Consider the following 26,535-nt stretch of genomic DNA (forward strand, 5'->3'; position numbering starts at 1 on the left):
AAATATTACCGTTTAAATACAGCCCTTATTTTCTATTGATGCCGTCATCATGCGTTGTTCCGCTGTGTCTTCTTTGATCACTCGTATTGGCTTGCTGACTGTGTGCCTACTCGGCGGTTTTCCCGTCCAGGCGCAGCTGGCGACTATCGACTGGACGGTGGCTGAAACCTTGATTGCCCTGGACGCCCCCATTGTTGGAGGTGCCCAGAAACAGGCCTACCATGAATGGGTGGGTGAGCCACGGCTGCCCGACGAAGCCGCCGATCTGGGCCTGCGCAGCCAGCCCAACATGGAGCTGCTGGCAAAGATGCAGCCCGAGCGGACCCTGATATCCCCCATGTTTGCCGGGTTAACGCCGCGTTTGGAGCGCATCGCGCCCGTCACCTCCGTCGAGCTTTACACGCCCGGCAGCGACACCTGGCAAGAAATGCAAAGCATCACCGAGCAGATAGGCGAACTGGCGGACCGCGCACCTCAAGCGGCGCAACTGATTGAGCAGACGCATTCACTGATGGCCCGGCTGCGTGACGAACGACCCGACACGGCGCCGCTATTGATGATCCAGTTTATGGATGCCCGCCACGTGCGCGTGTTCGGTGATAACAGCCTCTATAACGCGGTACTGGAGCAGCTTGCTCTGCCCAACGCCTGGGATCAGGCGACCAACGCCTGGGGCTTTTCGCTGGTCGGCGTTGAAGAGCTCGCTCGCTACCCGGATGCCGCTCTGGTTATCGTCGACCCGTTGCCTACTGGCGTCGAGGCGCAACTCGCGGAAAGCGGCCTGTGGCAGCAGCTACCCAGCGTCAAGAACGACCGCCTTTTGCGTCTGCCACCCGTGTGGAGCTTTGGCGCACTGCCCTCGGCGCAGCGCTTCGCCAAAGAACTGGTCGCCGCGTTGGAAGACGCGCCCCAGGAAGCGCTAAGCCCGAAGTGATGGCGGCCTATGCCGTACCGCGCATCTGGCTACTCACCCTCTGATAAATACGGTAGGTTAATCAGCATACGGTAATTAACAACCAGCGAGGGAACGCGCATGACGCTTGCCATTGTGGCGACACGGGCCGGGGTCGGCCTGGACGCACCGGCAGTGCACGTGGAGGTGCACCTGGCCAACGGTTTGCCTGGCTTGACGTTAGTCGGCCTGCCGGAAACCGCCGTCAAAGAAAGCCGCGAACGGGTGCGTAGCGCCCTGGTCAACGCCGGTTTTGACTTTCCCAATACCCGGCGCATCACCTTAAACCTGGCCCCGGCCGATTTACCCAAAGAGGGCGGCCGCTTCGACCTGCCCATCGCGCTGGGCATTCTTGCCGCCTCCGGGCAGATTCCGGTCGACGCTTTGGAAGGCATGGAGTTTGCGGGCGAACTGGCGCTGGACGGCAAGCTGCGCGCGGTACCCGGTATCCTGCCCTTTGCCCTGGCCGCGCGGCGCGCCAAGAAGGCACTGATCATCCCCCGCGCCTGCGCCGATGAAGCCGCGCTGGCGGGAGATTTGCCGGTGCTACCCGCCGACACCCTATGGGATGTCGTCGCCCACCTGCTCGATCAGGAAAAAATCCCGCCCCATCAACTGCCCGCCTCGGTCAAAAGCCCGGCGCCAATGGCCGACCTGGCCGACGTTCGTGGCCAACAACAGGCCCGCCGTGCGCTGGAAGTTGCCGCTGCTGGCGGCCATAATCTGCTTTTCGCGGGCCCACCAGGCACCGGCAAGACCATGCTCGCCAGTCGCCTGCCCGGTATTTTGCCGCCACTCTCGGAAGAGGATGCGCTGGCCGTCGCGGCGGTGCGTTCGGTGTGCGGGCTGCCGCTGGAAGCCGACTGGGGCCAGCGACCCTTCAGACAACCCCACCACAGCTCCAGCGCCGCGGCACTGGTGGGCGGCGGCTGTCATTTTCAACAATTGTTGCGACTAAACAATAATTGCTGCGACAATCTCTATGTTGAGTTTACATAGAGCGCGCCCTTGTGACCGTTTCTCTCAAACAATGCAGAACTTTTAGCTTCCCAGATGGCACCTTTAAAGACGAAGCTGAGCGCTTGGTCGTTTGGTGGTATGGGCCTATCTTCAAGAATAATCGCTTACGAAGCGTCCCTAAAATCCATATCTTCTTGAGAACCATCGACCATGAGAATAACTTAGGAGGCGTGGTTAGACGTGAGACAGTCTTAACGCATGTGGGGCTATTGAGAATCGGCTCCGTATGGGAAAAGGGCGTGAGTAACTCCCGTATTGCCTACGAGGAGAGAAAATTCCCCGTTTCGTTCTCTCCAGGCGGCTGGCGAATCGTCTCCCTAGACGACTTGCTCAGAGAAGGGCGCAGCCTCTATACCTCCTTTCATGATTCGAACTACTTACCCCAGAAAAGTCAGCACAAAACGTACCTGATTGACTTTGACCTCCCGGATGACAAACATCTGCTCATCCCTTGTACAGAGTTTTTTGCACGCTGTTACGGTCGCTCTTCTGAAATTAAGCGTGTCCTCGCCACTTACCGTTGGGAGGAGGTCAAAGAACGGCTTTATCGACCGCTTAATGCACCTGCATCACCGGGCACATGGCCCGTCAGATTTACTCATCGAGTTCATAGGCACGATGCGATTTTGCTCGCACACATTTTGTACGATCCCTATGCCGAGCGGGCTGCCAGAAGAATTTATTCGCAGATTGAAGCCAGCTTCACCCCAGACCAGATGCTTTTAGAGGTTACCCCTTGGTTCCAGGGAAGCGGGGAACTCTCTGTGTCTGGCGTTCCGATTGACGGTGGCAACTCATTTCTAGGGTTGCAGATATTAGGCTGTACGCAGCCCGATGGTGCCACGATCCATCGCGAAAGAGAGAAGTCAGCGACAGTGCCCGCCACCGATGGCGATGATGCTCCCACTCCATTCCCCTATCATCAGCTTCAAGACATTCCCGATGTCATTGACCTGACCGATGATGAAGAACCCGACCATGGCTCTTCTTGGCTGGATATTACTGAGGACGAATTCGTTATTTTAGGTAAGCCTCGCGTTGTCCTGGATAAGCGATATACCCGAAAAAACGTGCCCGATACACGAGGCGTCCCCGTTCCTGGTGACGAAACGCTTTTCTCCACCGGAGAGCCCTATGGGTCAGGGAAGGGAGTGGGACAAGCGTCTATTCACGCCCCCATTACATTGGAGTCGCAGGGCTTTCTACGTGATATGTGGAATGCGCTTCTCTATTTAAAATCAGCCTATCCTACAGCGATTCATAGCGTTAGCTGGTTTACCTTTGAAGACGGCTTCAGCACTTCCCCTGATCCTCGACTAATTAGCCTCGAACCCTTCGGCAAAGACGATGATGTAGAAACGTCCGTGGCCAATTGGGTCTATATGGATACTCAGACCAAGGTTCTTCGCGGGGTACTCGTCATCAAGGTGCATGTGTTAGATCAAGCGCTCTATCTCATGGAGCTCCAACGCCGACAGCCTAAACCCAGAGCTGACGGTAGTGATGAGGCCTCCAAACCTCCCTCCTACAAAGGTTTAGTATTCACACTGAGCCATCAAGGCAGTTTTGAACATTGGCTGCGCCAAGTGCTTTCTAACGTGCGGCACGTAGAAGGTGTCGTTCAAAAACTGGTTCGACACTGCCCAGGGTTCGCCGATACGTTCAAACACCCTAAAGCCAAAAACGAAAACGTTCCCTGCGAAGCTTCAGTGTTGAATGCGTTTAGCAAGATCGGTGTCACGCGAGGAGACCTAGTCTAGTACCAAGCTGGCTCGATGGATGAAAGCAAGGTGGACACTCGTTGATATTTTAGAGCGTGTACTCCCTCTATCGATGCGTCTACCTGGTAGAGCACAGCTCATCTGTGCTGTGTGACACCCTGTTCACTATAGCGCATGCTCACTCCCGGTCTGGGTCTCCCACCACATACGCCTGGTAAAGATCATCAAACAACATATCGGTATGGTGCAGTAGTGCATCATCGTTGTCACAACGCTCTTTAGCCCCGGCCAGCATGAGTTTTAACCCCACGGCCTCCGGCACGGGGGTGCCCCCCACATCCAAGTAGTGGACTAGTTCCGCAATTCTGCTCAAGCCTGCCTGCGACTCAAGGCTAAAACTCGCGAGCAGCACTTCAAACGTCACCTTGTCATCAACATGGGTAAAATGGGCACCATCAAAATCAAACCCTAGCGCGTCTGGCGGACACTGGTTTGGATGCTCAAGCCACACAAAGCGAGCCTCGGGATCAATAAAGCGCTTGATCAACCAAGCCGATGCTAGCCGATCCACCCAAGGGCGACGGCGCGTGGCCCACCATCTCCCGCGAAATGCACAGTGATCAAGCCGGGGGATCTCAGCTTGGATTGGCTGGGGCTCGTCTGGCACAAAGCAACGATTAAAGACGGTCTCCGCATCTGCCAAGGCCATGATAGCGCGCTCGCTTTCTGGCCCTGGGAAAAAATCGATCCCCACTATGCTTTGTAAACGTCGCTGCAACTGGGTCAATTGGCGCTGCGCTTCTCGCTCCTCCAACTGTGGGCATGCCTGCTGCCAGTCAACCACTGCCGCTCGTAAGGCTTTGAAATCTGGCGTTCGATCAAAGAGCGAAGGCAACACATCGACGCTATCTATGGCAGATTCGTCAACCTCGATCAGCAGCGCGTTGCCTCCCAGTTCCCGAATAGCGCCGACTTGCAGCTCCAGCGCTTCCCTTCGCGAGGGGCTAGCTGGCAGTAAGTAGACACCATCTCTGAGTACCACGGCACCTAAACCACGAAGTGCCCGCCAGATACGCATACGGGGTGTGCCCGCCCGTCCACTGAGACGCATGATCAGGATTAACCAGTGTTGTACGTTATCTGTCATACCACCTCTTCCGTTGCATGTATAACTTCACTGTTATACATTCTACAAAACAACACCCCTACATCGTTAAAGAGTGTGCCATGCCGCCCATCACTGAGTCGCCCCATCAAGTACCGTTCCGTGAGGCCGTTAGGGTCTGGTTACGAATCGCAATACTGAGCTTCGGTGGCCCCGCCGGTCAGATAGCGGTGATGCATCGCATCCTTGTCGAAGAAAAAAAATGGATTGGCGAGCGCCGTTTCCTGCACGCGCTTAACTACTGCATGATGCTACCGGGGCCAGAAGCGCAACAGTTGGCTATCTATATCGGTTGGTTAATGCATCGTACCAAAGGGGGCTTGGTGGCGGGCAGCCTCTTTGTGTTACCTGGTTTCATCGCCATTCTGGCTCTGAGCTACCTGTATGCCGCCTTGGGCAATGTGGGGGCCGTTGAGGGGCTCTTCTTTGGCCTAAAAGCGGCGGTTCTGGCCGTGGTGCTTAACGCTGTCGTACGTATAGGCAAGCGGGCACTGAAAAATCAGATAATGCTTGGCATCGCCGCTGCCGCGTTTGTCGCCATCTTCTTTTTTGAGGTGGCGTTTCCGCTGATTATTCTAAGCGCGGCCCTTCTCGGGTATTGGGGAGGGAAGCGTGGCATGACAGCCTTTCAGGTAGGAGGTGGCCACGGTGATGCCGACGAGTCAGTGCTTAGCGACCGAGACTCCCTACTGGGTGAAGAGCTGCCTGCCCATGCTCGCCCCAATCGCCAGTGGTCACTACGCATGTCAGGCACGTTACTTCTATTGTGGTTAACGCCGGTGGTGGTGCTCTTGGCCCTATTCGGCGGCGAGAATGTGTTCAGTCAGATCGCATTCTTCTTTAGCAAGATGGCGGTGGTCACCTTTGGCGGTGCCTACGCGGTGCTAGGTTACGTCACTCAAGAGGCGGTGCAAAATTATGGATGGTTGGCACCGGGCGAGATGCTGGATGGCCTGGGCATGGCGGAGACGACACCGGGCCCGTTAATTCAAGTCGTGCAGTTTGTTGGGTTTATGGGCGCTTATCGTGAGGCCACAGGCCTTGATCCCATGTTGGCGGCAACGCTGGCCGCATTGCTGACCACGTGGGTAACGTTTGTTCCTTGTTTTCTTTGGATATTTTTAGGGGCTCCCTATGTGGAGCGTCTACGTGACAACCGCGCCTTAAGCGCTGCGCTGTCCGCCATTACCGCTGCGGTCGTCGGGGTTATCCTCAACCTAGCCATTTGGTTTGGACTTCACGTTATCTTCGCTGACGTAGGCGAATGGCACGTGATGGGGGCACGACTTTTAGCGCCGAACTTAGCGTCCCTCGATTTACTGGCGTTATTACTGGCGGCAGGCGCGATGGTCGCGATTTTTCATTTCAAGGTGGGCATGCTCAAAGTGCTGGCAGGGTGCGCGCTTATTGGTGTCTTAGCGTCTCTTGTGGTTTTTTAGCCAGCAGTCACCCGCTGATGGCGTTTCCGGCTCGCCTGTATCGCCTTTTGTGTTTTGCTGTGCTTGCTATCGCAAGTCCGGTTGTGAACCCACCTGATCTCCACTAGTATCCCACCTATCCCCCCAGGGGGGATAGGTGGCGTCGCAATGCTCGATAGCGCATACGCTGAACATGTTCTTCTTCCATTAGGTACGCTAGTCATGCATCACCATCGCCTTGACCAATGGCAGCACGATCATACGTTTGGCCAGAACCATAAACGCTCCGGTGAGTTGCGGACGCTCATTGTGGTCGGGCTGACCCTGGCCATGATGGTTTGGGAAATTACGGCGGGGGTGATCTACGGGTCAATGGCGCTGCTAGCCGATGGGTTGCATATGGGCTCCCATGCGGTGGCACTGGGTATTGCCGCCTTTGCGTATGCCTATGCCCGTAAGCATGCTACGAATGACCGGTTCTCGTTTGGCACCGGAAAGGTCAACGCGCTGGGGGGATTTACCGGCGCGATACTGCTGGCCGTGTTCGCCCTTTACATGGTGATAGAAAGCGTGGGCCGCTTTATTCAACCCGTTGAGATCTCGTTTAACGGGGCTATTTTTGTCGCTTTCATCGGTTTGGTGGTCAACGGTATTTCTGCTTGGATATTAGGCGAGGCCGGTCATGATCACCATCATGGGCACGATCACGATCATGACCACAGCCATCATCATGACCATAATCGTCGTGCCGCTTACCTGCATGTATTGGCGGATGCACTGACGTCAGTGCTCGCGATTGTGGCTCTGCTGGCGGGTAAATATGCGGGTTGGGGTTGGATGGACCCTGCCATGGGAATCGTGGGCGCTATCTTGGTCACCCGCTGGTCATGGCAGTTGCTTAAAGAGACATCGACAGTACTGCTGGATCATCAGCATCAATCGATGGAAAACGCCATCAAGCAAGCTGTTGAGAACGATGATGCCCGTGTTACTGATCTTCATGTGTGGTCGATCGGCCCCAATATTTATGCCGCTATCGTCTCCATCGTGGCCCATGAACCCGAGTCGCCCACGGCTTACAAACGCCATATCCAGGCCCACTGTTCCTCTCTCGTTCACATCACGGTTGAGATATTGCCCTGTGAGGAAGACCAGAGCGCTGGCCTGGCGTTAGCTCCTCACAGATAACGCGCAATCGCTTTGAAATCGTCGACATGGTGTTGCTGTTCCGGTGAGAGCGGCCTAAGGGCGTCATCCAGACAGTGCTCAATATGGTCATGGATCAATACGCGCTTAGCCTGCTGGACAGCTTTCTCGACCGCGTGGAGCTGCTGCGCTATGTCGAGGCAGTGGCGCCCCTCTTCCATCATGTGCGTCACGCTTTGTAGATGGCCGCGAGCGCGATTTAGCCGCTTGATGATATCGGGATGCGACTGGTGGGTATGCGGTGTCATGTTCTTTTCCTTTTCATTGTTTCTATCCCCCTAGGGGGGATGTTAATCTATTGGTATCATGCTGCCAACGCTCGCGTTAAAGCAGCATGTATTGTTCAATTGTCACTTTCACTCTGGTTGTTTTTTCCATGCTCCATCGGCTTCGCCACCGTCTTGGCTATCTGATGTTTTTACTAGTGTTCTTGCCTAGCTTGGTCATTACCAGCATTGGCGAGGCGCAAGCCCATGGGGCGGCGAGCATAGTCAGCGACCATACGAGTGATCTCAATGGCCATGGGCATACCCATGGCCACATGCATGAAGACGGTCACCAATTCCCCCATGAGAGTGGCAGTCACTTCCACGAACAAGCAGACCGGTTGGGGGCGAGCATTGCGATTGCACCCAACGTCCGTCATGCCCTGCGGCTAGGCGAACGCCGCGGTTCCCCTCAGCGTCGTGTCTATCGCTTGGAGCGTCCTCCACGGCCAGTCGTCGCGTGATGACTGGGGCCATCTATCCGATGGCCAATACTAATGACAGACCCGTGGAGGTTGCATGTTTCCATCCCAAGTAAGGGGTGTGCTCGGCTTGCCTATGATGGCCCGACGCCACGCCTTAGCTTTTCTAACCCTGCTGTTAATGCTACTGGGAGCCAATGGCGAAGCGCTTGCTCACGCGGTGGCTGAAGGTGACAAGGGCTATATCCAAGAGATCTATGGTGTTCATTTGATCTCATTTATGTATCTCGGTGCCAAGCACATGGTAACGGGGTATGACCACATACTGTTTTTGCTAGGGGTCATCTTTTTCCTCTACCGAATGCAGCATATCGCTATTTACGTCAGCCTCTTTGCCATCGGTCACTCGACGACGATGCTGTTAGGGGTGTACTTCAATATCGGCATCAATAGCTACCTAATTGACGCCATCATCGGACTCTCCGTTGTCTACAAGGCGCTCGATAACATCGGGGCGTATCAGCGCTGGTTCGGCTTTCAGCCCAACACCAAGGTCGCCACCTTGGTGTTCGGTCTGTTTCACGGCTTTGGCCTGTCGAGCAAGATCATTGAATACGATATCTCGCCTGATGGTCTCGTCCCTAACCTCCTGGCATTCAACGTAGGCGTAGAGATCGGCCAGCTACTGGCATTGAGCGCCATTCTCATTGTGATGGGCTTCTGGCGACACACGACGGGCTTCTTACGCCACGCGTATACCGCCAACGTCGCCATGATGTGTGCTGGTTTTATGCTGGTGGGTTATCAACTGACCGGCTATTTCATTGCCTAATTGAGGGAGTCCCTAATGTATAACACTGATCTTCCAACCCGTGCCGAACTACCGTCAACGGGTAAGTTACTTCGCTCTACGCTGATGGCCGCCGTTATTGCTGTCGCTTTGCTGATCACCGTCGTGCTGCCTGCCGAGTATGCCATTGACCCCACCGGTGCTGGGCGCTTGTTGGGGCTGACTGAGATGGGGGAAATCAAGACCCAGTTGGCTGAGGAAGCCGAGCTTGACCAGGCCAACGATCAAGCCATGGCCCAACAGGCGTCTCAACCCTCGGCATCTCAAGAGATCGTCAGTGATCGCCAGCCTGCGCCGGTAAACGATGCTGTTGCTCAGACTGCGACGTCCGAGGCAGAGATAGCTCTCCAAACAGCCAATTCAGCCTCAGCGAGTGATCCCGTCGCACCTTCACCCACTGAGCCTGAAAGGGTGATGACCGACGCCAGCGTGGCTCTGGCGGAGGCATTAGCGACTGAGGAAGCTGCTTCCCAGACGGCGCAAGCGGAAGAAGCATCTCCATGGAGTGATGAAGTAAGCTTTACGCTGACGCCAGGGGAAGGCACGGAGTACAAACTCACCATGCAAGAAGGTGCTATTGCTACCTTTGCCTGGGTATCCGAAGGTGGCCCCGTCAACTTTGATACGCACGGTGATGGCAATGGGAACTCCATTAGCTACGAGAAAGGCCGTGGTGTGCCCGAAGATGAAGGTGAGCTTGAAGCTGCTTTCACTGGCAATCACGGCTGGTTCTTCCGTAACCGCAATGACAACGACGTGACCATTGTCTTGCGTGTTGGGGGGGACTATGGGGAACTGAAGCAAATGCTTTGATATCTCACCTGAACCGCCCCGGCCAATAGGCCGGGGCGGTACACCCATAACGCATCTAACGACAAACAACAGGGTTTACACTTATGTGTGCTTTGGTGCTTGTTAACGTATCAATAAGGCATCTGAGCCCTTATGCAATAGGCAGCCAGTAGCTCACACCCTTCATGCTAACCCGTACCCCGTCTCCTGAATGCTCTATGGTCTGTTGACGGAGTGCTTTTTTAGATACTTTCTTGTCATGAAAGTATTCCATGGCAGTGACGATCCACCGCTCCTTCCACTCCTCCCCTTGATCAGCGGACTTAGCCATTTGCATCATGGTGCGAGCCAACTTTTCTTTTCGCCGTTTTCTTGCCCGTTTCTCATCCACCCTAGGGGTCAGTGTGGTGGCATGTTGGCGATTTAAGAAATTGGTAAACCCCGTCACCGAGGCTGCTTGTCCGGGCACCGCACTCAAGTAACTGTCCACATCGCCCTGGTTAGGTAGCCGCTGTCCCTCTCGGTCAGTATTGAGTAACAATGCGGCTGCCGCGCTTAGTGCAAAGCGTGCGGACGTATGCGACGTTCTGCCCGCCTCAATACGTGCTTCTAATTGCTGCCAATAGGTTTGCAGCACGCTTTCTGATAACGAAGCGGACGGCATGGAACTGAGGCACGCCTGAATACGCCGTTTCTCCGAGCTAATGCGCTTGGCCTGATGATCCGGCTCAACCCCTTTCTCTTCATGCAACCAGCGCATAGGGAGCCTCACACGCCGCAACCCCTCAGCCCCAAAGTGATGGAGCAGTTCCGTATAGCTTGGTATGCGTGACCATGCTTGGTCGAGCTCCAGGAAGAACGATAAGAAATGGTTGATCTTGAGGGCAGCCTTATGCGGCCCCGTGGTGCGAATCAACCATTCACCAAACTCCCCAAATGCCTCACTTAACGCTTTGGCACTGATACCAGCTTGGCCAATAGTGACCCGTTTACGACATGTCCGCGTCCAGTAGCAAGGCTCACAAGCATCGCCTCGACCCGCTGGCATAGGATGACCACACGATGGGCAGGCAACCTCACCTTGCTCATAACAGGCTTTGCACAACGCATCCCCGTTGGGTACCGCCACCAATAAACGATGTCGACGACACGCAGAGCAGGTACCGTGGTCTGCCGTCGCACAGCTTGGACATAAGCGATGATCATGACCCATCCGAGTCACCCGGGTAAGACGTTGAGACGGCCTCCCACACACCTCGCAGGGTTCCGGCTCTCGAAAATAGGGAGCACATGCGTTGCAGACAGGGCCGTATGGAGTAACCTTGCCGATGTTGTAGTCTGGGCTGGCTTTTCCACATCTTGCACACGGCTTGTCGACATCACACTGGCGACAGACGGCTTCAGGGTCATTCTTCGGCAGGCGGGCTAACTCACCGCATCGAGGGCACATCCGTCGCTTAAACACCCGGGCATAGCAGGTTGAGCAGTAACCATGCCCCTTGTGGCGTCGCCACAACTTGGAAACTTCCCGGCCACACTCATCGCAGCCGACCGTTTGGTGTTGATTCAAAAGGTTGGCTCCGCTTTCATTCTGCGTTTTAAACGCGCCCAAGAGGCTCTAACAGCACGTTCCGACGTAGGGCGATGATCCGGTTGAACGCGGCGGCGATGTGGCCCATGAGGGTGATGAGATAATCGTGACAACATTGGCAACAGCACAACGGGGGGTGACTTTCGGGGATCATGAAGCGCGCTCGTTTTCACATTGAACGCGACCAACGCATTGAACGTTTCCTCAACGCCTATGCTCACTAACCGCTCAACCCGCGCTAATAAAGCACGACGCTCGCTGACAGGCAACAGCTCAAACGCTAACCCAGACAAAGGCATCCGGCTATCCGTAACCGAAACGCCCAATGACAGAAGCGCATCGCCGAGGGGTGACGAAGGCCGCCGACTTGCACGCCGTACAACGCCAAGAAAGAAGGTCACCATAGAAAACCAATCGGCGGGTGCGATAGAGGCCTGCCTAAACGTCACGTTATCCGTTTTTAAAACACGATCCGCCATCACTTGGAAACTGAACGCTTCAGGTAAATGCGACGTGTGCACCGCCTTTCTAAAATCGTCATGACACCGGCTGCACTGAGCTAAATGTTGATCTTCCGCTGACAGGCGATGGGGCTCTATCGGGGCCTTACATGCTGGGCACTCATCTATCAGCTGCACCCCATGAAAGCGGCACCCAGTGTGCCAAGCGAATCGCCAGTGCCGGCGCAAGTAGGGGGTTGAGTCCTCTGCCAAGCACAACGTGCATACCTGTTGTCCTCCATGGCGGGTTCGATTTCGGCTGCCGAGTGCTAACAACCAGGGCCAAGTCCGCGTTTCCGGTAATGAGTAACCGACCACTTTCTCACAATCGTCCCGCATCCCCGCCTTCTGAAACTCAGCAGAAGAGATCCCCGAGGCATTGACTAATGGGCGCATTCTTACGAAGGGAATTTCCCTGTCAATATCCCTCGTCCATATACGCCATGTTGGCCAAATAGCCCCGGTGAGCGACAAAGGATCACATCCCTGCCTCAACGCCGCCCGAACGAACCATGAGGAAAGGGACTCCTCAGGCAACAGGGGCACACTCAGCGCCCAGGGCATTACAGCATCACTTCCCTAATGCCACGGGTTGGTCGCACCCACGATTTACTCTGGATAATTTTCTCATCGATACGCTCAGCCCCGGACAGAATAGCGGCATTGGCACACTCAATCAGCAGCCGGTGAAGGTCACCAAAATTGCCGCCAGAGATCGCGTGAAGCTGGGTAGCCAATTGTGGCTCATGTAACTGGGAGGGGTGTTTGAGCGGCAGGATCTTCTCAAAGCCAGCGAGCAGCTTCTGAAACTCCTGATTGAGCTCCCACTTGGGTAACGCGACCACATCAAAGCGACTCGCATGCTGCGGGTCTGAATGCAGCACCCGCACGGCATCCTGCGTGCCCACGCCAACGATGGGAATCATTAACTCATTGCACAGGAGCTTAATGGCATTCATCGTTTCTCGCTGTTTGACGGCACCACCGGTTAGCAATGAGTGAAACTCATCAATGATCAGCAGGCGCGTATGGCAAGCACGCAGTTGATGAATCACCTGGTAGCGCAGCTTGGGAACCGGGTCAGTAGGTCGGTAGGGAGCCCAAAAGCTCTCTAGCACTGCGATATACAGACTTTTCTCATCGGCACTCGGTGGGGCTTGGGTGACAATAACTGGCTTCACTGGTTCTACGTCTTCATTCACGTAGCCCTCACCGTACTGTTTACGAAACCGTTGAACGATGGTTGTCTTTCCGTTGTTGGAGTCACCCACGATCAAAAGATTGGGCATACGAGGGCGACTAGGCTTCTCCATCAGCCCACGCATGACCTCAATGACGCGATTGGCCAATGGATACCCCAACCATCGCGGTTGATCCATAAACTCCATTCGCTCTTTAGCGGACAGCCCCAAGACATGACGAAGATCAGGATGAAGGTGTGTGCTCATGCTATGTCCCAGTTCACATCGATATCACCCGTTAAAAGACCGTCCCCCTGAGCGGGTGACTCTTGAGGGGCCGCGGTTGAGGGTGCATTTAAAAGAGGATCTGCCGGCGTCACCTTTTTCTCATGCTCTTTACGTCGTTGCGCCTGGCGGCGACTTCGCTTGGTACGCGCTTGCGACTCCTCCACATGGGTTCGCAGCTCACTAATAGCGCGTAGAATTTCAGACTCATTCACCGAGTTCCTGCCTTCCTGGCGAAGGCGTGCCTTAGCTTGGGCATACTCCCACACACTCATCGAGGGGAGGGCAAGGTTGGCAAACGGAACGCGAAAATAGTGCCCAAGCTCAGGGTCTTTGAACCAAATGACGCTAATGTCGCGAGGATCACGCCGAAAAACAAAGGTTCGTTTCTTACTTGGCGTATCTGGATCTTTGGCATTGATCCACGGCCTTAGCGCCTCATCGTAATAGTTCATGCCATCGATGGTCACACCAAAGGTCTGGATTGTGCGCTGAAAGCTGGGCAAAAAATCAAGCAATACAGAGAGCCTGTCAGCAGGCCTTGGTGCTAATCCCACCCCCTGCACGTCGGCATTGCCAAACACACCGATTTCCCACTTCTTCATCGGGGACATGCCAATTCCAGAATGAAGCCGCTGGTGGTAAACCTTGCAAATCAACGTCACCAGCCACTCTTCAAACTCGCTTTTCGTCATGGCCGCGTGCTTCTCTGGATCGTACCCCTCTTTCTCTTTAATGGAGGAGAAGGTCGTCCCAGGCAGGTTATGGATTTCCTTGAGAAGAGAGCCCAGTACCCGCTCAATATGACCACCATAACGAGGCTGCTTAACAGGCCGAAACTCAAGATTGATCCCATAGGCTAGGCATGAGCGCCGAAACGACTCTGAGCGAAAATCTGGGCCGTTATCGACATGAATCGTGGCGGGTGTGCCCCATACCGGCCACTCAGCCTCCACGTTATGCAGTAGCAGCCACTCATCTTTAGGAAGCATGGAGTGCGCCACACACATGCCTACGGATGTTTCAGAGGGCGGGTCAAACGATAAGTAATACCCCGTGACCACGCGGGTACACACGTCCATGGCCAACGTGATCCATGGTCGACCAATCGGTTTGCGATACACGTCATCGACCAAAATAATATCGGCAGGCGTATGGTCAATCTGCATGACGGCTAATGGATAATCCGCATTGGGAAACTTCCCGGCAGCCGGCTGAAACTTATTAATCGCTTTTTCTCTAAAGCCATGCCCACGCAATCGGTCGCGCTCTGGGATGTCGCGCAGACGAGAACGAACAGTACCAGGGCTCGGCGGGTCGATGCGCCGCTCATGGCAGCGCCGCATGACTTCCTGTACCGCTTTTTGTGCGGACGGACGCTGCAACGTCAAATACACCTCTTTGATGACTTCCTGAATCACCGCCTCGGCATGCGCGGGTATGCGCGACTTCCCCTTTTTCCACCCTGGCTTTTGAGGAATCAATGCGAGCACCGAGCCCGTCGCTTTATACCGCTTCAACCAACGGTAGATCGTAGCCGTATCAACCCCCGTTTGTTTAGCACGCTCCTCCGCTGCATCCCTCCCCACCGTATGGCGATCCACCAAGGGCTTAATGATGGAAAAGCGATGCTCGGCCTCCCGCCAATCGGCATCCCCAATCTCGGACATATCCTGCTCAGGGGGTACAGACCCGCTATTGAGAGGCGCTAGTTCTTTGATGCGAAGCGGGCAACTACGCCCGGACTCAACGGCAATGCCAATGACCGTCTCAAAATCGAGCACCTGGGAAATTCGGTAAACGGTGCCATCTTTCTGAACCTGCTCACCCACCATGATCTGCAAGTGTTGGCGTGTTTGGGCGACGCCGTTATTGGGTTCAGTTGCGCTGCCACGATGATTATTCATGATCGGGTACCCATACCTCCGATAGAGGACTGAAGGATTGAGCCATATCGCAATCTAGCTGCCGGGTCGCCAGCAGATGCCATAAATGCGCAATCCCCTCTGCCCGGTAAATATCGCCCATGAAGTGCCGAGAAAGCAGGTAATCCAAGGTCGCCACCCCCATCTCCCTCACCGTATTGAGCACTGCCTGGCTTTCGACAGAGGGAAACACCATCCGCTTGTAGCGCGCTAGGAAGGTAATGTTGTCCAAGGTCTTATCACGAATGCGGCTTTCATCATGAATGCGAAACGCCCAGCCCTCATTGTTGGCATGCCGCATAGCCGCCTTCCATTTAGGCGACCATTCACGCCAATGTTCTTGCCACTTTTCCCGTGGTTTGACCTCCACCAGGAGAGGTTTCGGGTAGTCCTTGTAATGACGGTTACCGAGACGGTAATAAACCAAATAATCCGGCGTGTAGGTGTAACGCCTACCGGTCACTGGATGATGAAACGGGATCTCGCACGGCTGGGAAATCACACCAAGGACGCTCACATCAAAGTCAGCCTTGATGAGGAAATCACGTTCGAGCGTCGACTCGAACGCAATAGACTCCTCCCCGCGAAAGGCATAGTAGCCAGACACACTTCGTCGGGTAGGGCCAATTTTACGAACGGATGTAGGCAATGGCATGGGCAGTCGCACCAAATATTGAATAAAACATGACCTGTCGCAGCAATTACTATCAATTCTGTCGCATTCAATCCTGCACAGACTACCATAATAGCCCGATATTACGCGCTGAGGGTCGCATTAATTGCTGAAAATGACAGCGGCTCAAAACCCAAACCCGGCGAAATCTCGCTGGCCCACCATGGCGTGCTGTTCCTGGACGAATTGCCGGAGTTTTCCCGCAGCGTGCTGGAAGTTTTAAGACAACCGCTGGAAACCGGCGAAATTCATCTCGCCCGCGCCAGCCACGAGCGCCGTTACCCGGCGCAATTTCAGCTGGTGGCAGCAATGAACCCCTGCCCCTGCGGGCACCTGGGCGATCCGCGCAACCGCTGCCAGTGCACCGCCAGCCAGATCCAGCGCTATCAAAACAGGCTATCAGGCCCGCTGCTCGACCGCATCGACCTGCAGGTAGAAGTCCCGGCACTGCCACCGGAGCAACTTACCGCACAGACTCAGGGCGAATCATCCGAAGCCGTGCGTCAGCGCGTCATGGCCGCCCGGGAACGCCAAATGGCAAGAGGTGCGCTCAACAGCCAACTCAGCGGCAAGGCGCTGGAGACGGCCTGCGCCCTTAATGATGAAGAGCGCGCCTGGCTGGCGGGGGTGCTGGAAAAACTCAAGCTCTCTGCCCGCGCTTACCACCGCGTGCTGCGCGTCGCACTTACCCTCGCCGACCTGCAGGGTGAACCCAAGCCCACCCAGCCCCACTTAATCGAAGCCATCGGCTACCGGCAGTTGGATCGGCTGTTGAAGGGGGCTTAGCCGTGGGTTTTGGCCAGCGAATCGACCAGGCGCTGGCAGAGCGCATCAAGCTTTTGGCCGGTGGCCTCATCATGTAGCGCGCCACTGTCGTTGAATGCACTACCTGCTTGGGGAAGCGATAGCGGCTGCGGCAGAACCGTCAGGCTAAGGTTGGCGAGGAGCTGCTGCGCCAGGGGCATCGCGCGGATGCCGCCCAACCCGCCGGGTGATGCTGCCACCAGGGCCGCCCACTTGCCCGCAAAAAGCCCCAGGCCCGGGGTGTCTTCATAGGGCCGGGATAGCCAGTCCAGGGTGTTCTTGAGCAGCGGCGTGATAAAGCCGTTGTATTCCGGCGAGGCAATAAATACCGCCTGGTGCTCAGCGAGGATAGCGCGCAGCTTCAGCACATTGTCCGGCATGCCTTGCGCCTCAATGTCCTGGTCAAATAACGGGCAGGGGTAATCCTTTAAATCGATAAAAGTGGCTTGGCCGCCCAGTGCCTCGATACGCTTGGCGGCGAGTTGGGCGAGCTGCTTATTCAGTGAGCCTTCGCGGGCACTACCCGCAAATACCAGTACTTTCGGTGTGTTAGATGTCATCGCACGATCCTGATTGAAAATGGGCTAACGTAAGTAGGTCATTGCGAGTTTCGCACAAGCATCGGGTGATAGCATTAACCCCCACTCATATAAAGGGGCCAATAGTCAAAGGTTATCATCCATCGTTGACGATGAGGGCGGCTTCCTGGGTGACGTTTCTGTCCTGGACGCCGCCACTTGATCGATGAACGCGTCCAGGGCATCGAACAGTGCACGGCGAATCGGCTCCGCTTCATTCACCAGGTGGTGCCTGGCATCCGGATGCCGATAGATCTGCGCGCCGGGGAATTTATCCTGCAGAATCGCCAGGTTCCATTCCCAGTCCACAGTAACGTCCTGCTCGCCCTGTAAAATCATCACTCGCAAATCCAGCGGGTCGCGGGCCAATAGCCTGGGTATCCAGCGGCGCATGGCGGTGACCCAGGCCACGCTCAGCTGATTGGGCTGCAACGGGTCGTGATCGCGTAGAAACTCGGTAAATTCTTCGTCAGTCGAGTTGGGCCGATACTTGCGCGGCAGCGCTTTAACGAAGGGACTGGCGATCAGGTGCAGCCAGCTTGCCTGGCTCCAGCCCCAGGGGCGAACCAGCGGCGCCAATAGCACCAGGCCATCCCACCCCGCTGCATGGCGGCGGCTCAGCGCGTCGGTCGCCAGGATCGCCCCACCGGTACTTTGCCCGATGCCCATCCAAGGGGCAGGCGCCATGGACTGCTGGGCCAGAATGGTTTGCACATGCGTGAGGCAGTGCTGATAGTCGTCAAAGTCATCAATGGCAGCACGCGCACCGCTGGAAAGCCCATGACCGGGCAAATCCCACAGAACAACGCGCCAGCCTTTATCCAACAAGCGTTCAAGCAGGTGGCGATAAAGCCCCAGGTGGTCGAAATAGCCGTGGACGACAAAGGCGGTGCCTTTTGGTGCAGGCGGGCTCCATACCTGGCACCACAGCGAAAAACGCCCGGTATCGATAAACCCTGCGTATACGTCCCGGGTGTCAAGGCGCAGCGCCTCCAGGCCGTAGTGCTGAAAATAGTCATTCATCGCCATGGCAAGGACGTCACCAGGCACCAAGCGGGAGAGTGCTGAGTCGCCAGCGTGGCGGCGAAACAATGCCTCTAAATGATCGAACTCGCGCATTCGCACCTCTCCTTAAACCGCTCTTTCGCCACCGGTCAGTCAATCACCCATGGCGTCATTCCTTATCTTTTGGTCGAGCATGATAGCGCTTTAGCGTCTATGCTGTTTACATGCCCACACAGATGTGGAATTATTTTCCATAAATAGTTTTTAAATGCGTTTTCATCTGACTGTGACGGGGCATCAGCCGAGCAAAACGGCGTCACAGCCACCTTAACAGGAGAGTCTCCATGAGCGAGCGTATCACGCGTCACCGTTTACAGGTGGCAGCCGACCTGGATCGTTTTATCAGCGAGCAGGCCCTGCCCGGCACCGGCGTCGACGAAAGCGCCTTCTGGGCAGGCGTCGATGCTCTATTTCACGATTTAACCCCCAAAAACCGTCAACTGCTAGAAGAACGTGATGTTCTTCAAGAGAAGCTTGATGCCTGGCATCGCGAAAACCCCGGCCCGGTCGCGGACATGCCCGCCTACCGTCGCTTCTTGAAAGACGTCGGTTACCTGGTCGACGCGCCCGCCAACGTCACAGCCACCACGGCCAACGTTGACCGTGAAGTCGCCGTTCAGGCGGGCCCGCAGCTGGTCGTACCGATGAGCAACGCGCGCTACGCGCTCAACGCCGCCAACGCCCGCTGGGGCAGCCTGTACGACGCGCTCTACGGCACCGACGTAATTTCGGAAGAAGACGGCGCGGAAAAGGGCACCAGTTTTAATCCCAAGCGCGGCGCAAAGGTCATTGCCTACGCCCGCGGCGTCCTCGATCGCGCGGCGCCGCTGGCGACTGGTTCTCACCGTGATGCGGTGAACTACGCGATTCGCGATGAGCACCTGGTCGTCACGCTGGAGGGCGGACGCGAAACCGGCCTGAAGGACGCGGGTAAGCTGATCGGCTTTAGCGGCGATGCCGCCGCGCCTGACGCCATCCTGCTGGGCAACAACGGCCTGCATCTGGAAATCCAGATCGACGCCAACGACGCCATCGGTAAAACCGACCCGGCAGGTGTCAAGGACGTGGTGGCTGAAGCCGCGCTGACCGCGATCATGGACTGCGAAGACTCCGTGGCCGCCGTCGACTCGGAAGATAAGGTGGGCGTCTACAGCAACTGGCTCGGCCTGATGAAGGGCGACCTGGAAGAGAAAATCGAGAAAGGCGACAAGACCTTTACTCGCAAGCTGAACGCCGACCGGACCTGGCAAACCACCGATGGTAGCAGCGTGACGCTTCCAGGCCGCTCGCTGATGTTCGTGCGCAACGTCGGCCACCTGATGACCACCCCGGCGGTTCTCGACGAGAACGGCAACGAACTGCCGGAAGGCATCCTCGATGCCGTCGTCACCTCATTATTGGCGCTGCACGACCTGAAGAAAGACGCTGACCAGCCGCGCAACTCGCGTGCGGGCTCGGTGTATATCGTCAAGCCGAAGATGCACGGCCCCAAAGAAGTCGCGTTTGCCAACGAGCTGTTCGGCCGCGTGGAAGACATTCTGGGCATGAACCGCGATACCCTGAAAATGGGCATCATGGACGAAGAGCGCCGTACCACTGTCAACCTCAAGGCATGTATTGCCGAAGCCACATCGCGCGTGGTGTTTATCAACACCGGCTTCCTTGACCGTACCGGCGACGAAATGCACACCGCCATGGAAGCGGGCCCCATGGTGCGCAAGGGCGACATGAAGAGCGCCGCCTGGATTCAGGCCTACGAGAAGAGCAACGTTCAGGTCGGTCTCGCCTGTGGTCTGCGCGGTCGCGCCCAGATCGGCAAGGGCATGTGGGCAATGCCCGACTTGATGCACAACATGCTGGAGCAGAAAATCGGCCATCCGAAAGCGGGTGCCAACACCGCCTGGGTGCCCTCGCCCACCGCCGCGGCACTGCACGCACTGCACTACCATCAGGTCAACGTCACCGACGTGCAGCGCGAACTTGAAGCCCAGGGCGAGCCAGACTTCCTGGATGACCTGCTCACTGTACCGGTTGCCGAAAACGCCAACTGGTCCGACGAGGAAAAGCAGCAGGAGCTGGACAACAACTGCCAGGGCATTCTGGGCTACGTGGTGCGCTGGGTTGAGCACGGCGTGGGCTGCTCCAAGGTGCCGGATATCCACAACGTCGGCTTGATGGAAGACCGCGCCACGCTGCGTATCTCCAGCCAGCACATTGCCAACTGGCTGCACCATGGCATTGTCGATGCTCCACGGGTCGAAGAGACGCTCAAGCGCATGGCCAAGGTGGTCGACGAGCAGAACGCCGAGGACCCCACCTACACCGCCATGAGCGACAACTTCGAAGATTCTACCGCGTTCAAGGCGGCGTCTGACCTGATCTTCAAAGGCCGTGTCCAGCCGTCGGGCTACACCGAACCGCTACTCCACGAGTGGCGCCAGGTGCATAAGGCGAAGTAAACTCGCTAAAGGTACGATCAGCCCCGGGGCGTTTGCCTCGGGGCTTTTTTATGAAGGAAAACAACAATGACCGTGATGACCGTCGAACAGATCGAACACTTTCTCGATGAGGTCTTTCCCCAGCGCATGGGCAGGATTGAAAGCGTGGGAGAGATGAGCGCTACGATGCGCCTGACGATTGGTAACGAGCACCTGCGACCGGGCCCACGCGTTTCCGGCCCTACCATGATGGGCTTTGCCGATGTGGCCATGTATGTGGCCATTCTGGCGCAGATTGGCCCGGAGCCGATGGCCGTGACCAGCGACCTGAACTGTCACTTTCTGCGCGCCGCCTCCGGCGACCATGACATCATTGCCCACGCCAAGCTGATCAAGCTCGGCCGCCGCCTGGCGGTGGGCGAGGTACAGATCGTCTCCACTGCCGATGAAACCAAACCGGTCATCCACGTTACCGCCAGCTATGTGCTGCCGGATAAACCGTGACGCGACCTTCAATCACGGCTCAAGCGTCATAAAGGGTGCGTCTTCCTGGTCGGTAAAGGTATACACCTCATAGGGTTCGCTCTGAGGCCCTGGCATGCCCGGCGTGCCGATGGGCATACCGGCCAGGCCGATACCACCGACGTCAGGCTGCTCGTCAAACAGCTTTGTGACGGCTTCCATCGGCACATGGCCCTCAATCCAGTACTCACCCATCTCGATGGTGTGGCAGGCGCCAAGTCCATAGGGCACGCCCGCCTGCTGCTTGATCTCGCCGAGTTGAGCATCATCGACAATGGTGACGTCAACGCCCTGTTCTTCCAGGTGGCGCGCGTACTCATCGCAGCAGCCGCACTGGGGATTTTTGTAGAGCGTGGCTTCATCGGGCAGCGCGGCCTGGGCCGAGGTGGCACCGAGAAGCAATGCGCTGGATAGCAGCGAGGCAGTTAAACGGTTCATGAGGGATCTCCCTTTGAGGTACGGCTAAACAAATATTTTGCCAGCGCGGCGATACTCAAGCCTACCAGCAGCAGAAAAGCCAGCGGCATCAACCAACCAAACCAACCCATGGAACTCATCAAAGCAAAACAATCTGCGTTCATCATGGCAAATCTCCTGACCATTGGGCACAGCAAAAGCTTACAACCCTGGGGTTACCCCAAGGTCAAGCGATTCGCTGGTTTGGCCGAGGGTATATTGCGATAGATCATGTTTTGCTGATCAGGTTCAGGCTCGTTTCAGGTTAACGCCGTATAAAGAAAACGTCACAATAACTTTCGAGGTGAGTAACAATGCGCAAGACCTATCTTTCATCGAGTGTGTTCGCCATTACCTTAAGCTTGCTGGCAGGCGTTGCCTGGGCAGAAGGCGAGCATGATGGCGCACACCACACGGCAAACGATGCCGAGGTAGATCGGACCATCAGCATTGAAGCCGGTGACATGTGGTTTGACCCCGAAGCGTTAGAGATCGCCGCCGGGGAAACGGTCAAGTTTGAAATCAACAATACCGGCAGCATTGAACATGAATTCGTGATCGGCGATAAGGAAGCCCAAGAAGCGCATCGTGAGATGATGCAGGCAATGGGCGGCGGCCACCACGGTGACGGCCATGGTGGCCACGGCGGGCATGATATGGCAGAAGGCGAGCATGGCGGCAATATGTCCGCCGTCACGATGGCTCCCGGTGAAACCAAGACGTTGGTATGGACCGCCCCTGCAAATGTCGACAGCCTACAGTATGCCTGCAATATTCCTGGTCACTATGAGTCCGGTATGTACGGCGATATCACTTTCTAATCTGGCCTTTGCCAATGAAACTGTTGCTATTGGAAGACGATGATCTGCTGGCCGAAAGCCTGGCAGAAAGTCTAAAAGACAATGGTTACCTGGTTGACGTAGCCGCCTCGGTGAAGGCGGCTTCGTCGCTGATGGCAACCGAACGTTATGAGCTGGCGATTATAGACGTGGGCCTTCCCGATGGTTCGGGCCTTACGCTTGTGAGTCAATGGCGGCAGCAAAACCGGGACACCCCGATTTTGATTCTTACCGCACGAGATACCTGGGAAGATAAAGTTATCGGCCTGGAAAAAGGCGCGGACGACTACCTCACCAAACCCTTTCACGAAGCCGAGCTGATGGCCCGGTTAAAGGCCCTGCTGCGACGGCGCTCTGTGCAACATTCCGCACGGCTGACACTTAGCGGCGTGATATTGGATGAAGCCAGCCAATGCGTTAGCGTCAACGGCCAAGCCGAACATCCGCTAACAGCCACCGAATTTCGTTTATTGCGCTACTTAATGCATCACCCCAATCGAGTACTCTCAAAAGATCTCCTACTCGACCAACTGTATACACTTGACCAGGACGCCGCGGCCTCTAACCTGGTCGAGGTCTACATTGCTCGCTTACGCCGCTATGTGGGCAAGTCACTGATCCAGACCCGCCGTGGACAGGGGTACGTGTTCGTTGCGTATTAATCGAGGTAGCCTTCGCTTCCGCCTGCTGCTATGGCTGGGCGGTGTCGCGTTGCTGGTCGTCATTACTACCTGGCTACTGCATGGGATTCTGTTACAGAATCTGGCGCGGGATTTTTTAGGCGAGCGTCTAGAACGTGAAGCCGACCACGCGGTCGCGCAGCTTGAACAAGGCGAAACCGCCGTGCCCACCTCGCTTGACTCGGTCAGCCAGGGCTATCAAGTGTTTCATCACCTTTACGTACTGCGTTTTAACAACTCAGTAAGCGCTTCCGACCCAAAGTGGCAACGCCAGCTTGCGCCACTGCTGAAAGAAAGCGGTGATGCGCTGTTAGACGTTCAGCACGATGGGCAACGCCTGTTGGTCTACCGCCGCCATTTTGAATGGCAGGGCGCAAGCGGCGTGCTACTCGTGGGGGAGGATTTTTCCCAGGTGGAAGCAGGCCTGGCCACTCTGCACTGGTGGGTAGGCGGCATTGCCGCCGGGCTTCTGGCCATGCTGATTACGCTTAATTTGCTCGCTGTGAATCGCAGCCTAACGCCGTTATGGCAGTTGCGCGAGCAGTTGGCGGCACTTCAAGCGGGGGAGCGCCAACGCCTCTCGCTCACCGCTCCGGCTGAGCTGGATGCCCTGGTGGCTCAGCTTAACCGCTTTATGGATGACATCGACCTGCGCCTTCAACGTTCGCGGGAGTCGGTCGCCAACCTCTCCCACGCGTTGAAAACCCCGCTGGCGGCGATCACCCAGGTACTACGCGGCAACCGGCCGATTGACGGCAACCGCCGCCGCAAACTACTCAGCCGTATTGAGGACATTAATGCTCAACTGGACGCCGAGCTCCGCCGTGCGCGCATCGCCGGCCCCAACGCCGGGCGCATGGTGCACCTTGAACGGGAAACCCGACGTTTGATCGAGATGTTTCGCAGCCTCTACCCCGAGCGCGAGTTTCAACTCACCTACAGTGAGCACGCCAAGGCGGTGGTGCCCGTTGAGGCCCATGATTTTGCCGAAATGCTGGGCATCGTGCTTGATAACGCCGGTAAGTGGAGCCGCACGCAGGTACGCTGCCAGTTGGCGCTTGACGAATCACTCACCTTGACCGTGGATGACGACGGGCCGGGCGTGCCTGCGAAGGACCTCGCCAAACTCGGCGAGCGCGGCATTCGGCTAGACGAGCGCCCCCCAGGCTACGGCCTCGGGCTTTCAATTCTTGCCCAGTTGATCGCACGCTACAGTGGCATCACCCACTTTGCGAAAAGCCCGCTGGGTGGTTTGCGCGTGACTGTTTGCCTGCCATTGACCCACATCAAGCAAGATTAAGCGCCATTCAGGTTAGTTTCAGCTTCTTCCATCAAGATGAGTAATCGCCATCGATGGGAGCCACACATGTCACGCTCACGTATTATTTCTCACCCGCTTTCACGCCGCCAGGTGCTGAAAGCGGGTGCCGCGCTGGGGGTTGGCTCTGCCGCCGCCATGGGCTTGACCCCTGCCTGGGCCAACCCCTGGGGTCAATCAAATGTCTACTCCCAGGGAGTAGAAGAGGGTCCCGATGTCTCACTGGCGATTCGCCGTGAATCGCTTGCCATCGACGGCCAGGACGCACGCCCATTCACGATCAACGGCACCAGCCCCGGCCCGCTGATACGCCTCAAGGAAGGCACGGATGCCATCCTGCGTGTCACCAACCTGCTGGATGAGCCAACGTCCATTCACTGGCACGGGCTGATTTTACCACCGGAAATGGACGGCGTACCCGGCGTGAGCTTTGCCGGTATCGCACCGGGCGAGACCTATACCTACCGCTTCCCGGTTCGCCAGAACGGTACCTATTGGTACCACAGCCACTCGGGCATGCAGGAACAGCTTGGCCATGTCGGGCCGTTGATTATCGACGCCGCCGAGCGTGAACCTTTCCGCTACGACCGCGAGCACGTGCTACTGCTCACCGACTGGACCTTTGAAGACCCGATGTCGGTATTTCGTAATCTGAAAACCATGGAAGGTTATTACAACTTCCAGGAACGCACGGTCGCTGACTTCTTTGCCGATGTGCGCGATAAAGGTTTCTCACAAACCGCCGAGATGCGTGGCATGTGGGCCCAAATGCGTATGAGTTCGCGGGATATTGCCGATGTCACCGGCAGCACCTATACCTATCTGCTCAACGGTCATTCGCCGGAGGAAAACTGGAACGCACTATTTAAAGCCGGTGAACGGGTGCGCCTTCGGGTGATCAACGGCTCGGCCATGTCGTATTTTGATGTGCGCATTCCCGGTTTAAAGATGACCGTGGTGGCCGCCGACGGCCAGCCGGTGCAACCCGTTCCCGTTGATGAGTTCCGTATTGGCGTGGCGGAAACCTACGATGTGCTTGTTTCACCTGAAGACGACCGAGCATACACCATCTTCGCCGAATCCATGGATCGCAGCGGCTACGCCCGCGCCACCCTGACACCGCGTGAAGGCATGCTGGCCGACATCCCTGAACGACGCCATATTGCCGACCGCGGCATGGAAGCCATGGGCGCCCACGGCATGGATCATTCCGGTATGGAGGGTATGGACCACTCCGGAATGTCTGGGGGTGACATGGAAGGTATGGACCATTCCAACATGCCCGACGGTGAGAGGGAGGATATGGATCACGCTGGCATGGACCATGGCGGCGGTATGGCGGAGGAGAAAGCGAAGACCCTCGAAAACGGCTTCCTGGCCGCCGGTGAAGCCCAGCCGGGCTCACGCTACGACCAGCCGGGCATTGGCATCGACCCCAATGAGCGCCGCGTGCTGGTCTACCGTGACCTGAAGGCTTTCACTCCATGGCCCGACCGGCGCGCCCCCGGGCGCGAGATGGAGCTACACCTGACCGGCAACATGGAACGGTACATGTGGTCGTTCGACGGCAAGAAATTCAGCGAAGTGAACGGACCCATCCACTTCGAGAAGGACGAGCGGCTGCGCCTGATCCTGGTCAACGACACCATGATGGAGCACCCCATCCACCTCCACGGTATGTGGATGGAACTGGAAAACGGCCAAGGCGAGCTGATTCCGCGCAAGCACACCCTAAACGTCAAGCCCGGCGAGCGGGTGTCAGCGCTGATCACCGCGGATGCCGAGGGTAGTTGGGCTTTCCATTGCCACCTTCTCTATCACATGGACGCTGGCATGTTCCGCGTTGTGCAAGTTTCTTAAGGAGGCCG

The 26,535-nt window shown here is 56.6% G+C and carries 24 protein-coding genes and 2 pseudogenes; 15 read left to right on the forward strand and 11 right to left on the reverse strand.

Annotated features, from left to right (window positions below):
* Positions 1–49: 49 nt before the first annotated feature.
* From B7L15_RS13445 to B7L15_RS13455, 3 genes and pseudogenes are all read left to right on the forward strand, one after another.
* Positions 50–934, forward strand: a complete 885-nt coding sequence (locus tag B7L15_RS13445; RefSeq protein WP_085919463.1) for an ABC transporter substrate-binding protein — start codon at positions 50–52, stop codon at positions 932–934.
* Between the two features lie 99 nt (positions 935–1,033).
* A pseudogene (locus B7L15_RS13450) lies at positions 1,034–1,882 on the forward strand (YifB family Mg chelatase-like AAA ATPase); the annotation flags it as partial.
* An 80-nt stretch (positions 1,883–1,962) separates the two neighbouring features.
* Complete coding sequence (locus B7L15_RS13455; RefSeq protein ID WP_085919465.1) at positions 1,963–3,732, forward strand: hypothetical protein; 1,770 nt, start codon at positions 1,963–1,965, stop codon at positions 3,730–3,732.
* A gap of 139 nt (positions 3,733–3,871) precedes the next feature.
* On the opposite strand, the gene B7L15_RS13460 is transcribed toward B7L15_RS13455, so the two are convergent.
* A complete protein-coding gene (locus tag B7L15_RS13460; protein ID WP_085919466.1) occupies positions 3,872–4,840 on the reverse strand; it encodes a chromate resistance protein ChrB domain-containing protein in 969 nt (322 codons plus the stop codon).
* Positions 4,841–4,920: 80 nt separating this feature from the next.
* Between B7L15_RS13460 and chrA the strand changes: the two genes are divergently transcribed.
* Both chrA and dmeF read left to right on the forward strand, forming a co-directional pair.
* A complete protein-coding gene (gene chrA / locus B7L15_RS13465; protein ID WP_085919467.1) occupies positions 4,921–6,297 on the forward strand; it encodes a chromate efflux transporter in 1,377 nt (458 codons plus the stop codon).
* Between the two features lie 201 nt (positions 6,298–6,498).
* Positions 6,499–7,464: a CDF family Co(II)/Ni(II) efflux transporter DmeF gene (dmeF, locus tag B7L15_RS13470; RefSeq protein WP_085919468.1), complete on the forward strand. Its 966-nt coding sequence runs from the start codon at positions 6,499–6,501 to the stop codon at positions 7,462–7,464.
* Here dmeF and B7L15_RS13475 read toward each other — a convergent pair.
* Positions 7,455–7,730: a metal-sensing transcriptional repressor gene (locus B7L15_RS13475; RefSeq protein WP_085919469.1), complete on the reverse strand. Its 276-nt coding sequence runs from the start codon at positions 7,728–7,730 to the stop codon at positions 7,455–7,457. The genes dmeF and B7L15_RS13475 overlap by 10 nt on opposite strands.
* Before the next feature lie 128 nt (positions 7,731–7,858).
* Here B7L15_RS13475 and B7L15_RS19365 point away from each other — a divergent pair, with 128 nt between their 5' ends.
* The 3 genes from B7L15_RS19365 to B7L15_RS13485 are packed head-to-tail and all read left to right on the forward strand — an operon-like array spanning position 7,859 to position 9,833.
* On the forward strand, positions 7,859–8,212 hold the full coding sequence (locus B7L15_RS19365; RefSeq protein WP_139839376.1) for a hypothetical protein: 354 nt from the start codon (positions 7,859–7,861) through the stop codon (positions 8,210–8,212).
* Between the two features lie 55 nt (positions 8,213–8,267).
* Positions 8,268–9,002 carry a HupE/UreJ family protein gene (locus B7L15_RS13480; protein WP_176243691.1) on the forward strand — a complete coding sequence of 245 codons (735 nt, stop codon included), beginning with the start codon at positions 8,268–8,270 and terminating at the stop codon, positions 9,000–9,002.
* Positions 9,003–9,017: 15 nt separating this feature from the next.
* Positions 9,018–9,833: a hypothetical protein gene (locus B7L15_RS13485; protein WP_085919470.1), complete on the forward strand. Its 816-nt coding sequence runs from the start codon at positions 9,018–9,020 to the stop codon at positions 9,831–9,833.
* 130 nt (positions 9,834–9,963) lie between these two features.
* Here the strand turns inward: B7L15_RS13485 and B7L15_RS13490 are convergent, their stop codons facing one another.
* The 5 genes from B7L15_RS13490 to B7L15_RS13510 form a co-directional block, all read right to left on the reverse strand.
* Positions 9,964–10,572 carry a hypothetical protein gene (locus B7L15_RS13490; protein WP_254902943.1) on the reverse strand — a complete coding sequence of 203 codons (609 nt, stop codon included), beginning with the start codon at positions 10,570–10,572 and terminating at the stop codon, positions 9,964–9,966.
* Positions 10,573–11,378: 806 nt separating this feature from the next.
* Positions 11,379–12,467 (reverse strand): TniQ family protein, encoded by a 1,089-nt coding sequence (locus B7L15_RS20010; RefSeq protein ID WP_085919472.1) that lies wholly within the window; start codon positions 12,465–12,467, stop codon positions 11,379–11,381.
* Positions 12,467–13,351 (reverse strand): TniB family NTP-binding protein, encoded by an 885-nt coding sequence (locus B7L15_RS13500; protein ID WP_085919473.1) that lies wholly within the window; start codon positions 13,349–13,351, stop codon positions 12,467–12,469. Before B7L15_RS13500 ends, B7L15_RS20010 begins: the two co-directional genes overlap by 1 nt.
* Positions 13,348–15,276, reverse strand: a complete 1,929-nt coding sequence (locus tag B7L15_RS13505) for a Mu transposase C-terminal domain-containing protein (RefSeq protein WP_085919474.1) — start codon at positions 15,274–15,276, stop codon at positions 13,348–13,350. The genes B7L15_RS13500 and B7L15_RS13505 overlap by 4 nt, the downstream gene beginning before the upstream one ends.
* Positions 15,269–15,949: a TnsA endonuclease N-terminal domain-containing protein gene (locus B7L15_RS13510; RefSeq protein WP_085919475.1), complete on the reverse strand. Its 681-nt coding sequence runs from the start codon at positions 15,947–15,949 to the stop codon at positions 15,269–15,271. The genes B7L15_RS13505 and B7L15_RS13510 overlap by 8 nt, the downstream gene beginning before the upstream one ends.
* Positions 15,950–16,090: 141 nt before the next feature.
* Between B7L15_RS13510 and B7L15_RS13515 the strand changes: the two are divergent.
* Positions 16,091–16,753: pseudogene (locus B7L15_RS13515) on the forward strand (ATP-binding protein); the annotation flags it as partial.
* Here the strand turns inward: B7L15_RS13515 and B7L15_RS13520 are convergent.
* Both B7L15_RS13520 and B7L15_RS13525 read right to left on the reverse strand, forming a co-directional pair.
* Positions 16,750–17,331 (reverse strand): NADPH-dependent FMN reductase, encoded by a 582-nt coding sequence (locus B7L15_RS13520; protein WP_085919476.1) that lies wholly within the window; start codon positions 17,329–17,331, stop codon positions 16,750–16,752. The pseudogene B7L15_RS13515 and the gene B7L15_RS13520 overlap by 4 nt on opposite strands.
* A 105-nt stretch (positions 17,332–17,436) precedes the next feature.
* The gene (locus tag B7L15_RS13525; RefSeq protein WP_085919477.1) at positions 17,437–18,468 is read right to left on the reverse strand and encodes an alpha/beta hydrolase; all 1,032 of its coding nucleotides are present in this window, start codon (positions 18,466–18,468) and stop codon (positions 17,437–17,439) included.
* 230 nt (positions 18,469–18,698) lie between these two features.
* On the opposite strand from B7L15_RS13525, the gene B7L15_RS13530 reads away from it, so the two are divergent.
* Positions 18,699–20,873: a malate synthase G gene (locus B7L15_RS13530; protein WP_085919478.1), complete on the forward strand. Its 2,175-nt coding sequence runs from the start codon at positions 18,699–18,701 to the stop codon at positions 20,871–20,873.
* A 66-nt stretch (positions 20,874–20,939) separates the two neighbouring features.
* On the forward strand, positions 20,940–21,356 hold the full coding sequence (locus B7L15_RS13535) for a PaaI family thioesterase (protein WP_085919479.1): 417 nt from the start codon (positions 20,940–20,942) through the stop codon (positions 21,354–21,356).
* 12 nt (positions 21,357–21,368) lie between these two features.
* Here the strand turns inward: B7L15_RS13535 and B7L15_RS13540 are convergent, their stop codons facing one another.
* Together B7L15_RS13540 and B7L15_RS19585 are read right to left on the reverse strand one after the other, a co-directional pair.
* Positions 21,369–21,812, reverse strand: a complete 444-nt coding sequence (locus B7L15_RS13540) for a DUF411 domain-containing protein (protein ID WP_085919480.1) — start codon at positions 21,810–21,812, stop codon at positions 21,369–21,371.
* Entirely contained in the window at positions 21,809–21,958 is a 150-nt protein-coding gene (locus B7L15_RS19585; protein WP_176243692.1) for a hypothetical protein, read from the reverse strand. The genes B7L15_RS13540 and B7L15_RS19585 overlap by 4 nt, the downstream gene beginning before the upstream one ends.
* Positions 21,959–22,144: 186 nt before the next feature.
* On the opposite strand from B7L15_RS19585, the gene B7L15_RS13545 reads away from it, so the two are divergent.
* The 4 genes from B7L15_RS13545 (at position 22,145) to B7L15_RS13560 (ending at position 26,527) form a co-directional block, all read left to right on the forward strand.
* The gene (locus B7L15_RS13545) at positions 22,145–22,651 is read left to right on the forward strand and encodes a cupredoxin domain-containing protein (protein ID WP_085919481.1); all 507 of its coding nucleotides are present in this window, start codon (positions 22,145–22,147) and stop codon (positions 22,649–22,651) included.
* 14 nt (positions 22,652–22,665) lie between these two features.
* On the forward strand, positions 22,666–23,331 hold the full coding sequence (locus tag B7L15_RS13550) for a response regulator transcription factor (protein ID WP_085919482.1): 666 nt from the start codon (positions 22,666–22,668) through the stop codon (positions 23,329–23,331).
* Positions 23,321–24,649 (forward strand): ATP-binding protein, encoded by a 1,329-nt coding sequence (locus B7L15_RS13555; RefSeq protein ID WP_254902944.1) that lies wholly within the window; start codon positions 23,321–23,323, stop codon positions 24,647–24,649. Before B7L15_RS13550 ends, B7L15_RS13555 begins: the two co-directional genes overlap by 11 nt.
* 66 nt (positions 24,650–24,715) lie before the next feature.
* The gene (locus B7L15_RS13560) at positions 24,716–26,527 is read left to right on the forward strand and encodes a copper resistance system multicopper oxidase (RefSeq protein WP_085919484.1); all 1,812 of its coding nucleotides are present in this window, start codon (positions 24,716–24,718) and stop codon (positions 26,525–26,527) included.
* Positions 26,528–26,535: the final 8 nt, after the last annotated feature.

It is taken from the genome of Halomonas sp. CSM-2, from assembly GCF_002119345.1.
Taxonomy (GTDB): Bacteria; Pseudomonadota; Gammaproteobacteria; order Pseudomonadales; family Halomonadaceae; genus Vreelandella; species Vreelandella janggokensis.